Source organism: Pseudomonas sp. TNT3, assembly GCF_010095445.2.
GTDB lineage: Bacteria > Pseudomonadota > Gammaproteobacteria > Pseudomonadales > Pseudomonadaceae > Aquipseudomonas.
The window spans coordinates 97,090-111,233 of sequence record NZ_WFGV02000015.1 but is presented as its reverse complement, the minus strand read 5'-3'; the positions used below and the strand labels follow the sequence as shown (position 1 = coordinate 111,233).

Genomic DNA, 14,144 nt, shown 5'->3' with positions numbered 1-14,144 from the left:
GCCGCGCGATGTCGCGCTCGGCGCCACGCAACAGCGGCAGGGTGGCGTCGGCCAGTTGCAGCAGGCGTAAACCGGCGCTGGTAAAGCGCACCGGTTTGGTCTTGCGCACGAACAACGGCATGCCCATGCGCTCTTCCAGTTCCTTGAACTGGTGGGAGAGGGCGGACTGCGTCAGGTGCAGGCGATCGGCTGCGTCTACCAGGCTATCGGCTTCGCGCAAGGCATGCAGGGTCTTCAGGTGACGGATTTCAAGCACCGGGGGCTCCATGAGGAAAACTTGTGATCAACACGAAAAGGTTGAGTTTGTCTCATGTTGGGTTGGGTGTCGACAATAGCGCCATGTTTTACAGCATCTTTTAAAGAGAGAATTTTCATCATGGCCCTGGCACACACACTTGGTTTCCCTCGCATCGGCGCTGATCGCGAACTGAAAAAAGCCCTGGAGTCTTACTGGAAGGGCGACCTCGATCAGGACGCGTTGAAGCGCGTTGGTCAACAACTGCGCGCCAGCCATTGGCAATTGCAGAAAGACGCCGGCATCGACCTGCTGCCGGTCGGCGACTTCGCCTGGTACGACCAGGTGTTGACCCATTCCCTGACCTTCGGGGTGATCCCGGAGCGTTTCGACAGCGCCAGGGATGCCAACGGCCTGCCGACTCTCGACACCTTGTTCGCCATGGCCCGTGGCGCCACGGCGAGCGGCTGCGGCGGTGAACACACCAAGGCGCAATACGCCCAGGAACTGACCAAGTGGTTCGACACCAACTACCACTACCTGGTCCCGGAGTTCAGCGCGGACCAGGCATTCAAGCTGAGCTGGGAGCAGCTGTTCGATGAAGTCGACGAAGCCCGCGCCCTCGGCCACAACGTCAAACCGGTGATCATCGGCCCACTGACCTACCTGTGGCTGGGTAAAGCCAAAGGCAACGACTTCGACAAACTCGACCTGCTGGAACGCCTGCTGCCGGTCTACAACGAAATCCTTGTTCGCCTCGCCGAACAAGGGGTGGAGTGGGTGCAGATCGACGAACCGATCCTGACCCTCGATCTGCCCCAGGACTGGAAAAACGCGTTCGAACGCGCTTATCACATCCTTCAGTATTCGCCGCTGAAAAAACTCGTGGCCACCTACTTCAGCGGCCTGCAAGACAACCTCGGTCTGGCGGTCGGCCTGCCAGTACAAGGCTTGCACATCGATGCCGTGCGTGCCCCCGATCAACTGCTGCACGTGCTCGACCGCTTGCCGACCTACAAGATTCTTTCGGTGGGTCTGGTCAATGGGCGCAACGTCTGGCGCTGTGAGCTGGAACCGGTGCTGGCACAACTGCAGTTTGCCCAGGAACGTTTCGGCGACAACCTGTGGGTCAGCAGTTCCTGCTCGTTGCTGCACAGCCCGGTGGACCTGGACCGCGAAGACAAACTCGATCCGGAACTGAAAAGCTGGCTGGCCTTTGCGGTGCAGAAGTGTGGCGAAATCGCTGTGCTGCGCGATGCGCTCAACGATCCGCAATCGCCGAAAGTGCGGGCTGCATTGGCCGAGAGTCGCGCTATTCAAACGAGCCGCGCCGAGTCGCCGCGCATCCATAAATCCGATGTTCAGGCGCGTATCGACGCGATCGGTGCAGCGGATAGCCAACGTCATTCGCCGTTCGCAAAGCGCATCGAACAGCAGCGTGCGCGTCTGAAATTGCCGGCGTTTCCGACCACCACCATCGGCTCGTTCCCGCAGACCGGCTCGATCCGCCTGGCGCGTCAGGCGTTCAAGCAGGGCAAGCTGTCGGCCAACGATTACACTGACGCCATGCACAGCGAGATTCGCCACGCTGTGCAGGTTCAGGAACAGCTTGGCCTGGATGTGCTGGTGCACGGTGAAGCCGAGCGCAATGACATGGTCGAGTACTTCGCAGAGCAGCTCGATGGTTATCTGTTCACACGCTTCGGCTGGGTGCAGAGCTACGGTTCGCGCTGCGTGAAACCGGCGATCATCTACGGTGACCTGAGCCGTCCGAACGCCATAACGGTGGACTGGATCACTTATGCCCAGAGCCTGACCGACAAGGTCATGAAAGGCATGCTCACCGGTCCCGTGACCATGCTGATGTGGTCGTTCCCCCGCGAGGATGTTTCGCGCAAAGTCCAGGCGCAACAGCTGGCCCTGGCCCTGCGCGACGAAGTGGTAGATCTGGAAGCTGCCGGCATCAAGATCGTGCAAATCGACGAAGCCGCATTCCGTGAAGGCCTGCCTCTGCGCCGCGCACAGTGGCAGGAATACCTGGACTGGGCGGTGGAAGCATTCCGCCTGACCGCCTCGGGTGTCCGTGACGAAACCCAGATCCACACCCACATGTGCTACAGCGAATTCAACGACGTGATCGAGTCCATTGCGGCCATGGACGCCGATGTGATCACCGTCGAAACGTCGCGCTCGGACATGGAATTGCTGGAGGCGTTCGAGGCGTTCGACTACCCGAACGACATCGGTCCGGGCGTCTACGACATTCACTCGCCACGGGTGCCGGACACGGCCGAGATGGTCAAGTTGATGAGTAAAGCGGTGAAGCGCATTCCAGCCGAGCGGTTGTGGGTGAATCCGGATTGCGGGCTGAAAACACGGGCGTGGCCGGAGACCGAGGCCGCGCTGGTGAACATGGTGGCGGCGGCTCGGCAGTTGCGCAGTCAGCTGGCTTAACATTTAGCGGCGCCTGCTCTGACCCCATCGCGGGCAAGCCCGCTCCCACAATGTGTTATGTCGTTCGCGAAGGCTGTGTACGACAGGGATCCTGTGGGAGCGGCGGTTCGACGATTCGACTTGCCCGCGATAGCGGATGCACATTCAACATTGATGTCGCCTGACACGCCGCCATCGCGAGCAGGCTCGCTCCCACGTTGGAAATGCGTTTATGCCTGAACATTGCGTAGGAGCTGGCTTGCTCCGGGCGGCGATCTGACGAAAGGGGTCGCACGTCTTTAACATGACCGCTCGGCACTCTTCATCAAACTGTCACGCAACTGTGGCAGCGCGCTTGAACAAACTTCATCAGACTCGCGCTCTACTGGGGTTCTGCGTTTCGGTGTTTTTTCATGCGTTTATTTCTTCTACTGGCCGCGTTGTTGTTCGGCCTGCCGTCGATGGCGGCTTCACGTTGCGATGTCAATGTTCCGACTGAACGGGCCGATCTGGCGCAGGTGAGCCTGGCGTACCAGAGCATTGGTCGTGCATCGGACCCCGCGCTGTTGCTGGTGATGGGGCTCGGCGGACAGCTCATTCACTGGCCAGACGAGGTGGTCGTCGCGCTGTGTCAGCAGGGTTTTCGGGTGATTCGTTATGACAATCGCGATGTCGGTCTCTCGACCTGGCGGCAACCCCCTGTCGACGCCAACCTGACCTTCGAAGTGCTGCGCTACAAACTGGGGTTGCCAGTGTCGGCGCCCTACACCCTGACCGACATGGCCGACGATGCGTTCGGGTTGATGGACGCCTTGCACGTCGAGCAGTTCCACGTGCTCGGCGCGAGCATGGGCGGCATGATTGCCCAGCACATGGCGGCGATGGCGCCGCAGCGAGTCGAGAGCCTGACTTTGATCATGACCAGTTCCGGTGCCGAAGGGCTGCCGGCGCCGAGTGCAGCATTGGTGCAATTGCTTGCGCGTCGTGGTGCGCCGAATCGCGAAGCCGCTCTGGAACAACAGGCAGATCTGCTCGCGGCGCTGGGCAGTCCGACGGTGAGTGATGATCGGCAGGCATTGTTGCATCAGGCGGCACAGTCCTATGACCGGGCATTCAACCCAGAAGGCGTGAAGCGCCAGATCATGGCCATCCTTGCGGAACCGAGCCGGGTAGCGCTGCTCAATCAGCTTCGTGTGCCGACCCTGGTGGTGCATGGGACGGCTGATCCCTTGCTGCCGGTGATGCACGGCGTGCACCTGGCGGCGCATATTCGCGGCAGTCAGCTGAAGCTGATTCCGGGGCTGGCTCATCGATTCCAGGAGGCGTTCAAAGCGCCGCTACTGGCGGCGGTGCTGCCGTATTTGCAGGCTCATCGCGAAGACACTTCGCATTGGGCGCAGATTGATCCGTTGCCGGCTCCCAATCTCCTGTAATTCACAGTAGATCTGCTGCGCGTCAGGGTTCGTCGGGTGTATCGTTTGACCTTTGCGGCGCATTCCAGTTTGCGAGGTGAGTGATGAGTACCCCACTGAAAATCGATTTCGTCAGCGACGTGTCCTGCCCCTGGTGCGTGGTGGGCTTGTACGGCTTGACTCGCGCTCTGGATTTGCTGGGCGATGAGGTGCAGGCCGAGATTCGTTTCCAGCCGTTCGAGCTTAACCCGAAGATGGGGCCTGAAGGGCAGAACATTACCGAGCACATCACCGAGAAATACGGATCGACGCCTGAGCAATCCCAGAAGAATCGCGAAATGATCCGGGCTCGTGGTGCCGAGCTCGGGTTTGCCTTCCGCACGGACGGTAATAGCCGCATCTACAACACCTTCGATGCTCATCGTTTGCTGTATTGGGCGGGGCTCGAGGGCGCGCAGTTCAATTTGAAGGAGGCGCTGTTCAGGGCGTATTTCACCGAAGGCGGCAATCCGTCTGATCCTCAGCAGTTGGTCCGGATCGCCGAAAGTGTCGGACTGGATCGCAAGCGCGCCGAGGCCATATTGGCGTCGGATGAGTTCGCCAAAGAGGTTCGCGAAGAGGAGCAGCTGTGGCTGTCACGGGGCGTCAGTTCGGTGCCGACCGTGGTGTTCAACGGGCAGTACGCGGTCAGCGGCGGGCAGCCGGTTGAGACGTTTGTCGGGGCGATCCGGCAGATCATGAGCGAGTCGAAGGGTGGGACGGTGAGCTGATTCGCTGACTACTTCTGTGGCGAGGGAGTTTACTCCCGCTGGGCTGCGCAGCAGCCCCCCATCACAGTCACCCCGCTACTTCTGATGCACCGGGCATGCAGGTTTTGCGGCTGCTTCGCAGCCGAGCGGGAGTAAACTCCCTCGCCACAGGAGAGTAAGGCAGTTCAACCAGAGGGGAATTCCCTCACCACCAATCCAAAGAGATGTGATCAGCCGTGGACGCGCACCCACACGCTGACCAGCACCGTAGCCGCCATCAACCACGCCACTGCCGCAACGGCCAGCGAAGCTTCCAGCCGCATCTTGTCGACCATCACATACAACGTTGCCAGGTAGATGAAGTACGGAATGATCGACCACATGCCAAACACGATGGTGGTCTTCAGGTCATCCAGCGAACGGCCCTTGCCGACGATGTAGTGCGCGATCAGTGCAAAGGTCGGAAACAGCGGCACCAATCCTGCGATGTAATAGTTTTTGGTTTTAGCCAGCGCAGCAAGAATGATCACCACCGCTGCACCCAGAGTTGCTTTGAGTATCAGGTCCATCAGTGGCTCAGCCCGTATTTTTTCACTTTATCGAACAGGGTGGTCTTGGCCATGCCCAGCTCCAGGCTGGCCTGGGTCAGATTGCCGCCGCTGCGTTGCAAGGCGTCGCTGAGCAGGTTGCGTTCGAAGGCTTCCACCGCTTCGGCGAAGGCCAGGCCGTGATTGCTGCCACTGGTGCCGGATTTCTTGAAGGCCGGCAAGCCCAGGGCAAAGCGTTCAGCGACGTTGCGCAGTTCGCGCACGTTGCCCGGCCAGTCATGACTCATCAGGTGCGACAGGGTCTGGTTGTCCAGCTCCGGCACTGCGCGGTCAAAGCGCAGGGACGATTGCTGCAGGAAGTGCTCGAACAGCTGCAGGATGTCTTCACGGCGCTCGCGCAGCGGCGGCAGTTCCAGGGTCACCACGTTCAGACGGTAATACAGGTCGCTGCGGAATTCGCCGGCCTTGCTCGACGCGTCCAGATCGGATTTGGTCGCCGCGATCACCCGGCAATCCACCGCCACGCTCTGGTTTGAACCGAGGCGTTCGAGGGTGCGCTCCTGCAAGACCCGCAGCAGTTTGATCTGCAGCGGCAGTGGCATGCTTTCCACCTCGTCGAGGAACAACGTGCCGCCGTCAGCATGTTCGATCTTGCCGATCCGCCGTTTGCCAGCGCCGGTAAACGCGTTGGCTTCGTGGCCGAAGATCTCGCTTTCGAACAGGTTCTCCGGCAGGCCTCCGCAGTTCAGCGCAACAAACTGCCGGGTGTGGCGACGACTGAAGTCGTGCAGGCAGCGGGCGACCAATTCTTTACCGGTGCCGGTTTCGCCCTCGATCAACACGTTGGCCGAGGTGTCGGCGACGTTGGCGATCAGCTCCCGCAGATTCTGCATGGCCGCAGAACGGCCGATGATCCGGCCTTCCAACGAGTCGCGCTCTGCCAGTTGCCGCCGCAACGACGAGACTTCTCGAGCCAGGCTGCGTTGCTCCAGAGCGCGACGGGCAACGTCCACCAGGCGCTCCGGGGAAAACGGTTTCTCCATGAAGTCATAGGCGCCTTTTTGCATCGCGCCGACCGCCATCGAGATGTCGCCGTGGCCGGTGATCAACACCACGGGCAGGCTGCGATCACGGGCCTTGAGTCGGGTCAGCAATTCCAGGCCATCAATGCCCGGCAGGCGAATGTCGCTGATGACGATCCCGGCAAAGTTGTCGCCGACCCGCTCCAGCGCTTCTTCGGCGCTGCCCACGCCCACGCAGGGAATGTCTTCCAGGGTCAGCGCCTGCTGGCAGCCGAGCAGTACATGAGGATCGTCTTCGACGATCAGCACACTAAGGTCGTTGTTCATATTGGCTCGGCGAAAGAGGGGCTTACCAACGGTAAACTGAGGACAAAAGTGGTTCCACCGCCCACCGGGTGTTCGACACCCAGGTGTCCGCCCGTAGCAGCGGCCAGGCTCGCGGACAAGGTCAGGCCGAGGCCCAGACCCTGCTCGCCGGGTTTGGTGGTGAAGAATGGTTCGAACAGATGCTTGCGCGTTTCGGCGTCGATGCCGTGGCCGTTGTCGCGGACACGAAGACGGTATTTGCCATCGAACACTTCGCCTTCGAGCCACAGCTCCGGTAACGGTTGAGCCTGCATGGCATCCAGGGCGTTGCCCATCAGGTTGACCAGAATCTGCTCCAGGCGCGTCTGATCGATTTGCACCTGCACATCGCTGAAGTCGCGATGCACTTGCAGGTGCGCGCTTTCAACCCGGCCACCGAGCAACTGCAAGGCCGCATCCACGGCTTTACCGAGGCTGGCCTGACCCTTGTCGTCGCCGCGACGGGCAAATGACCGCAGACTGGCGGTGATCCGGCCCATGCGGTCGATCAGTTCGTTAATGGTCTTGAGGTTGGTGCTGGCGACATCCAGCTGACCGCGTTCCAGGAAACGCACCGTGTTGCCGGACAAGGTGCGCAGCGCGGCGAGCGGCTGGTTGAGTTCATGGGCGATGCTGGTCGACATCTGGCCGATGGCCGCGAGTTTACCCGCCTGCACCAGTTCATCCTGGGCCCGGCGCAAGGTCTCTTCGGCCTGGCGCCGTTCACGGATCTGGCCCTTGAGCCGTTCGTTACTGGCGCGCAGGTCGGTGGTGCGTTCGGTAATCCGACGCTCCAGTTGATTGTTGGCTTCCTGCAAGGCTTCCCGGGCGGCGAGGCGGGTGGAGATGACCTTTCTGCGCTCATTCCAGGCAATCAGCAAAAACGTCACCAGGGCCAATGCCACGGCCACCAGAATCCCCTGATTGATCGCTTCGCGGCGCAAATCCTGAAGCGGGGTGAGGAGGGTGAAATTCCAAGGTGTGTCGCTTAACGGGCGAGTTTGCGACAGGTAGCTGATGTCTTCCTGATCGGACTCCACTTCGCTGTTGGCGGGGAAGGTCAGTTTCTCTTCACCCTCTGCCAGTTTTTCCCGGGCCAGCGGTTGCAGTTCGTTGAGCGGGAACCAGTAGTACTGGAGGCTGCGGGCGAGTTTTTCCTTGGTCTCGTCGCTCAGCGGTATCACTGATTTGAGACGACGTGCCGGATCGCTGGACAGAATGATGATGCCGTTCTCGTCACTGACGAAGGCTTCCAGACGGGCGCGCTGCCAGCGTTCTTCCATCGCTTCGAGGCGGACTTTGACCACCGCGACACCGATGATCTTGCCGTGTTCTTCCAGGCCGTGGGCCAGGTAGTAACCGGGTTCGCCGTTGGTGCTGCCGATGCCATAGAAACGTCCGGGCTGGCCGCGAATAGCGTTTTGGAAATAGGCGCGAAAGGAGAGGTCTTCACCCAGGTAACTGTCGACATCGCGCCAGTTACTGGTGGCCATGACGCGGCCGGTGGTGTCCATCACGTAGATGGCGCGACTGCGGCTGCGGCGGTTCAGGCCTTCCAGGTAGTCATTGACCGTTTGCCGATGTTCCGGCGACGGGTCGGCCAGCAGTTGGGAAACACTGGTTTCGAGTTCCAGCAGGCTGGGCAGGTAGGTGTACTTGCTGATCTCGCTCTCGACGGCGCGTGCATGCAACTCCAGCTGGCGCTGGCCGTTTTCGCTGAGGCTGCGTATGCCGTAGTACTCGCTGACCCAGAAACCGACGTAACCCAATCCGATCATCAGCGCGATGATCAGCGGGGGCAGGAACAGATGGCGAATCAGACGGGGTTTCACGGCGAGTGATGGCGGCGCTGCGCGATAGAGAGTGGGGTCGCATTTCATCACAGATGCCTTGGGTCAACCACAACACATATCCGAACGCTCACACCGGCACTGTAGGAGCTGCCGAAGGCTGCGATCTTTTGATCTTTCTAAAATCAAAAGATCGCAGCCTCGTTTCACTCGACAGCTCCTACAGGGGAGCGGTGTTTCACTTAGTGCTGCAGAATCTTGTTGAGGAAGTGCTGTGTACGCTCGGCCCGGTGGCTGATGTCGCCGAAGAACTCTTCTTTCTTGCAGTCTTCGATAATCTTGCCCTGGTCCATGAAAATTACCCGGTCCGCCACTTTGCGGGCGAAGCCCATTTCGTGGGTGACGCACATCATGGTCATGCCTTCGTGGGCCAGCTGCACCATCACGTCCAGCACTTCGTTGACCATCTCCGGATCGAGCGCCGAGGTCGGTTCGTCGAACAGCATGACGATCGGGTCCATCGCCAGCGCACGGGCAATCGCCACACGCTGTTGCTGACCACCGGAAAGCTGGCCAGGGTGCTTGTGGGCATGCGCCGACAGACCGACGCGCTCAAGCAGTTGCAGGCCTTTCTTGGTGGCTTCTTCCTTGCTGCGGCCCAGCACCTTGATCTGCGCGATGGTCAGGTTTTCGGTGATGGTCAGGTGCGGAAACAGTTCGAAATGCTGGAACACCATGCCGACGCGCGAGCGCAGTTTCGGCAGGTTGGTCTTCGGGTCGGCGATGGACGTGCCATCGACGACCACGTCGCCTTTCTGGAACGGTTCCAGGGCATTGACGCATTTGATCAGGGTCGACTTGCCGGAACCGGAAGGCCCGCACACCACGATCACTTCACCCTTTTTGACCTCAGTGCTGCAATCAGTCAGCACCTGGAAGTCGCCATACCACTTGTTGATATTTTTGATAGAGATCATACGGCGAACCTTTTTTGCAGACGCTTGACCAGCAGCGAGGCGGAAAAGCTGATGATGAAGTACACGAGCCCTGCGAAGATCAGGAACTCATTGGAGCGACCGATGATGTCGCCACTGGCACGCGAGGCGTTGAGGAAGTCCACCAGGCCGACGGCGTAAACCAGCGAGGTGTCCTGGAACAGGATGATGCTCTGTTGCAGCAACAGCGGGGTCATCTTGCGGAACGCCTGCGGCAGGATGATCAACCGCATCATCTGGCCATACGTCATGCCCAGCGCCTGGGCAGCGCCCATCTGGCCCTTGGGAATCGACTGCACACCGGCCCGGACGATCTCGCAGAAGTACGCGGCTTCGAACATCATGAAGGCCACGATGCACGAGGTGAACGCGCCGATCGGCGTGTCTTCGCCGGTGATCCAGCGCAGCACGAACGGCACCGCCAAATAGAACCAGGTGATGACCAGCAGCAGCGGGATCGAGCGGAAGTAGTTGACGTAGGCGCCGGCGATGTTCGACAGCAGTTTGCTGTGGGACAGGCGCATCAGCGCGAGGATGGTGCCGAGGATGATCCCGCCGACGACGCCCATCGCCATCAATTGCAGGGTCATGACCATGCCGTTCCACAAGCCCGGCAGGGACGGGATGATGCCCGAGAAGTCGAATTCCATCATTTACCCCCTACGGAGATCAGGCCCGGCACAGCGACTTTCTTCTCGACCAGGCGCATCAGCAACATCAGGCTCATGTTCAGGGTGAAGTAGATCAGGGTCGCCAGGGTAAAGGCTTCGAACAGGTTGGCGGAGAACTCGGCGGTTTGCTTGGTTTGTGCAAGCAGTTCCATCAGACCGATCAGCGAGGCCACGGAGGTGTTCTTGAACACGTTCAGGAATTCCGAGGTAAGCGGCGGGATGATGATGCGGTAGGCCTGGGGCAGCAGCACGTTCCAGTAGATCTGCGGCAGCTTGAAGCCCATGGCGCGCGCGGCGGATTCCTGGCCGCGCGGCAACGCCTGGATGCCGGTGCGCACCTGTTCGCAGACACGAGCGGTGGTGAACAGACCCAGGCACACGACGACGCTGAGGAATGCCGAGGTGGTCGGGTTCAGGTCCTGCTTGTACCAGTCCTGCATGCCTTGAGGCAGCAGATCGGGTACCAGGAAGTACCAGATGAACAGCTGAACAAGCAGCGGCACATTACGGAAGATTTCAACGTAGCAGGTCGCGATGCCCGATACGATGCGATTCGGTACGGTGCGCATGACACCCAGAATCGAGCCCAGCGTCAGGGCAATGATCCAGGCCATGATGGCGATGGCGATGGTCCAGCCCAGTCCGGTGATGTACCAGTCGAGATACGTCTCGCTGCCCACCCCGGTGGACCTGAAGAACACGCCCCAGTCCCAGTTGTAATTCATTAGGGTCTCCCCTCGGATCGATCAATGTGCAAGTGCCCGCCTGGGGAAGCTCCGTTCCCACCCGACTTGAACGTCGGGCACACGCCACCGGCTCGACAGCCACCGGTTCGAGTGTTTCCAGAAATGCCAGCAGGGAGTGACAACCTCCTGAAAGGGCAACGGCCCTCTCAGGAGGTAAGGTTAGTCAGAAATCAGGATTTCTTTTCGTCAGCCGCTTTATCGGTCGGATTGGCGATCAGGGCCTTGAGTTCATCACTCATCGGGAAGTTCAGGTTCAGGCCTTTTGGCGGGATTGGCGCCATGAACCATTTTTCGTAGATCTTGTTGATCTCGCCCGACTTGTAGGTCGCCACGATCGCGTCATCCACGGCTTTCTTGAACGGCTCGTCGCCCTTGCGGACCATGCAGCCGTAAATTTCGTAGGACTGTGGAGTACCGGTCACGGCCCAGTCGCTGGCCTTCTTGGCTTTGGCTGCTTCACCGGCCAGCAAGGCGTCGTCCATCATGAACGCTACAGCGCGGCCCGATTCCAGCATCTGGAACGACTCGCCGTGGTCTTTGGCGGAAATGACATTCATGCCCATCTGCTTGTCGGCGTTCATCGATTTGATGATGCGCTCGGACGTGGTACCGGCGGTGGTCACGACGTTCTTGCCTTTCAGGTCGGCGAAGTCTTTGTAAGGGGAGTCTTTCTTCGACAGCAGGCGGGTGCCGATTTCGAAGATGCCGACGGAGAAGTCAACTTGCTGCTGACGCTCGACGTTGTTGGTGGTGGAGCCGCACTCGACGTCCACGGTGCCGTTTTGCACCAGCGGGATACGGGTTTGCGAGGTGACCAGGTTGTATTTGACCTGCAGGTTTGGCATGTCCAGGTCTTTCTTGATCGCTTCGACGATTTTCAGCTGGATGTCGTGGGAGTAGCCGATCGGTTTGCCGGAGGCATCAGCGATGTAGGAAAACGGAATGGAAGCGTCACGATGCCCGAGGGTGATGACACCGGACTCTTTGATCTTCTTCAGTGTGCCAGTGAGTTCGGCAGCGAAAACTGGAGTGGTAATCAGAGCGGCAGCAATGGCTGCGCCCAGGATATGGGGAACGATGCGCATCAAATTTTCCTCGACATTGTTTTTTTTATGGAGCCAGTTCATCGGCCCTTTTTGTGCTTCGAAGGTTTGCCGGCGTCTGAATGAACGGCGCAGCAAGCATTCGTCCAAGAGTGTAGAGCATGACTCGTGCCAGGCCAGGTGCTATGAGATAAATCGTTGAAATATAAGGATATTAAATATTTATGGCGAGATTGTTTGCGTTGTTTAATCCGGTATCCCGAATCGACTGCCGGGTCGCGTTCGGAAAACCGAATGCAATATAGGAGTCATCCGCATTTTCCATGTAGGAGTGAGCCTGCTCGCGATTACCTTGTGTCAGGCACATAGAGTTTTGCATGTGATGGCCTTATCGCGAGCAGGCTCACTCCTACAGTGGGATGTGGTGGGATTAAAAATGCGAAAAGCCCCTGGATCATGCGATCCAAGGGCTTTCGGTTGAGCGGATACCCGATCAGGCCGCTTCGATCTTGCTGCGATTCTGTTCGACCTTGCTCAGGTAATCCACCAGCTTCTGCTGTTCTGCCGGGGTGGTGAACAGCCCGAGCTTGCTGCGACGCCACAGGATGTCGTGCGCGGTGGTTGCCCACTCTTCGCTGCACAGGTAATCAACTTCGCGGGTGTAGAGCCCGCCGCCGATGTGATCACCCAGGTCATTGAGGCTCTGCACACCTTCCAGCATCCGCCAGGTGCGGCTGCCGTAGGTGGTGGACCAGCGGCGCGCGATTTCGGTCGGCACCCAGTCGAACTTGTCGCGGATCAAGGCGCACAAGGCTTGAGGGGTGGTCATGTCTTCGCCCCCTGGCAGCGTAGCGGTGGCCGTCCAGCTGGGTTTGATCTGGGTGAAGTACGGCGTCAGTTGTGCCAGCGCCGACTCGGCCAATTTGCGATAGGTCGTCAGCTTGCCGCCGAAGACTGACAACAACGGTGCTTCTTCGCCGCTGCCGGACAACGCCAGGGTGTAGTCGCGGGTAACGGCCGAAGGGTTGTCGGATTCGTCGTTGCACAACGGGCGAACGCCGGAGTAGCTGTGCAGGATGTCGTCGCGGCTGACTTGCTTCTTGAAGTGCGCGTTGACCACCTTGAGCAGGTAATCGGTCTCGCCGTCGGTGATCGCGACTTTCGCAGGATCGCCGGTGTATTCACGGTCGGTGGTGCCGATCAGGGTGAAGTGGTTCAGGTACGGAATGGTGAAGACGATTCGCTGATCTTCGTTTTGCAGAATGTGCGCGTGTTCGCCTTCGTACAGTTTCGGCACGATCAGGTGACTGCCCTGGATCAGGCGGATGCCGTATGGCGATTCCATCTTCAGGTCGTCACGGATGAACTTGGCGACCCACGGGCCAGCAGCGTTTACCAGGGCCTTGGCGCGAATCGAAAACAGGCTGCCATCGGCGCGTTCCAGGTGCAGATGCCACAGACCCTTGCTGCGACGGGCGCTGGTGCAACGGGTCTGAGTGTGGACATGGGCGCCTTTTTCGCGGGCGGCCATGGCGTTCAGCACCACCAGGCGAGCATCGTCGACCCAGCAATCAGAATACTCAAAGCCCTTGGTGATTTCGCTTTTCAGCGGGCTGTCCGGACCGAACTTCAGGCTCTTCGAACCTTCCAGTTTTTCCCGTTTTCCAAGGTTGTCATACAGGAACAGGCCGGCACGGATCATCCACGCCGGGCGCAGGTGCGGGCGGTGAGGCAGCACGAAGCGCATCTGCTTGACGATGTGTGGCGCCTTGGCCAACAGCACTTCGCGTTCAGCCAGCGCTTCGCGCACCAGACGGAACTCGTAATGTTCGAGGTAGCGCAGACCCCCGTGGATCAGCTTGCTGCTGGCAGACGAGGTGTGGCTGGCCAGGTCATCCTTTTCGCAAAGGAACACCGAAAGACCGCGACCGGCGGCATCCGCTGCGATCCCCACGCCATTGATGCCGCCACCGATAACGGCAACATCGTAGACCTCGGCGAGAGGGGGCGTAGGCAAGGTAGAAGTGGGCATCGGCTGGCCTCGGGCTTTGATTTTCTGTATTGGAATTCGAACATTAATGTTCATTTGCGAAAATGGTAGCCCATAAAGACGCGCACAGCCAGTCAACTTCGATTGAAAATACTCATCGAAGGG

At 59.5% G+C, this 14,144-nt stretch carries 11 protein-coding genes and 1 pseudogene; 3 read left to right on the top strand and 9 right to left on the bottom strand.

Going from position 1 to position 14,144, the window contains the following annotated elements; all coding sequences use genetic code 11:
• Nucleotides 1-256: pseudogene (gene metR / locus GBC55_RS11890) on the bottom strand (transcriptional regulator MetR); the annotation flags it as partial.
• 120 nt (nt 257-376) lie between these two features.
• Between metR and metE the strand changes: the two are divergent.
• The 3 genes from metE to GBC55_RS11875 all read left to right on the top strand — a co-directional run bounded on the left by metE (nt 377) and on the right by GBC55_RS11875 (nt 4,850).
• Nucleotides 377-2,689 carry a 5-methyltetrahydropteroyltriglutamate--homocysteine S-methyltransferase gene (gene metE / locus GBC55_RS11885; RefSeq protein ID WP_162439392.1) on the top strand — a complete coding sequence of 771 codons (2,313 nt, stop codon included), beginning with the start codon at nt 377-379 and terminating at the stop codon, nt 2,687-2,689.
• Between the two features lie 392 nt (nt 2,690-3,081).
• Entirely contained in the window at nt 3,082-4,101 is a 1,020-nt protein-coding gene (locus tag GBC55_RS11880) for an alpha/beta hydrolase (RefSeq protein ID WP_162439393.1), read from the top strand.
• An 83-nt stretch (nt 4,102-4,184) separates the two neighbouring features.
• Nucleotides 4,185-4,850 (top strand): DsbA family oxidoreductase, encoded by a 666-nt coding sequence (locus tag GBC55_RS11875; RefSeq protein WP_162439394.1) that lies wholly within the window; start codon nt 4,185-4,187, stop codon nt 4,848-4,850.
• Between the two features lie 209 nt (nt 4,851-5,059).
• Here GBC55_RS11875 and GBC55_RS11870 read toward each other — a convergent pair whose 3' ends face one another.
• From GBC55_RS11870 to glpD, 8 genes are all read right to left on the bottom strand, one after another.
• Nucleotides 5,060-5,389, bottom strand: coding sequence for a GlpM family protein (locus GBC55_RS11870; protein ID WP_178114321.1), 330 nt, complete (start codon nt 5,387-5,389; stop codon nt 5,060-5,062).
• An 8-nt stretch (nt 5,390-5,397) separates the two neighbouring features.
• On the bottom strand, nt 5,398-6,726 hold the full coding sequence (locus GBC55_RS11865; RefSeq protein ID WP_162439396.1) for a sigma-54 dependent transcriptional regulator: 1,329 nt from the start codon (nt 6,724-6,726) through the stop codon (nt 5,398-5,400).
• Nucleotides 6,723-8,624 carry a sensor histidine kinase gene (locus GBC55_RS11860; protein ID WP_162439397.1) on the bottom strand — a complete coding sequence of 634 codons (1,902 nt, stop codon included), beginning with the start codon at nt 8,622-8,624 and terminating at the stop codon, nt 6,723-6,725. Before GBC55_RS11860 ends, GBC55_RS11865 begins: the two co-directional genes overlap by 4 nt.
• Before the next feature lie 152 nt (nt 8,625-8,776).
• On the bottom strand, nt 8,777-9,511 hold the full coding sequence (locus tag GBC55_RS11855; RefSeq protein WP_162439398.1) for an amino acid ABC transporter ATP-binding protein: 735 nt from the start codon (nt 9,509-9,511) through the stop codon (nt 8,777-8,779).
• Nucleotides 9,508-10,179, bottom strand: coding sequence for an ABC transporter permease subunit (locus tag GBC55_RS11850; protein ID WP_162439399.1), 672 nt, complete (start codon nt 10,177-10,179; stop codon nt 9,508-9,510). Before GBC55_RS11850 ends, GBC55_RS11855 begins: the two co-directional genes overlap by 4 nt.
• Nucleotides 10,179-10,925 (bottom strand): amino acid ABC transporter permease, encoded by a 747-nt coding sequence (locus GBC55_RS11845; RefSeq protein ID WP_162439400.1) that lies wholly within the window; start codon nt 10,923-10,925, stop codon nt 10,179-10,181. The genes GBC55_RS11850 and GBC55_RS11845 overlap by 1 nt, the downstream gene beginning before the upstream one ends.
• A gap of 191 nt (nt 10,926-11,116) precedes the next feature.
• A complete protein-coding gene (locus tag GBC55_RS11840; RefSeq protein ID WP_162439401.1) occupies nt 11,117-12,031 on the bottom strand; it encodes a glutamate/aspartate ABC transporter substrate-binding protein in 915 nt (304 codons plus the stop codon).
• Between the two features lie 451 nt (nt 12,032-12,482).
• On the bottom strand, nt 12,483-14,021 hold the full coding sequence (gene glpD, locus GBC55_RS11835; RefSeq protein WP_162439402.1) for a glycerol-3-phosphate dehydrogenase: 1,539 nt from the start codon (nt 14,019-14,021) through the stop codon (nt 12,483-12,485).
• Nucleotides 14,022-14,144 lie beyond the last annotated feature (123 nt).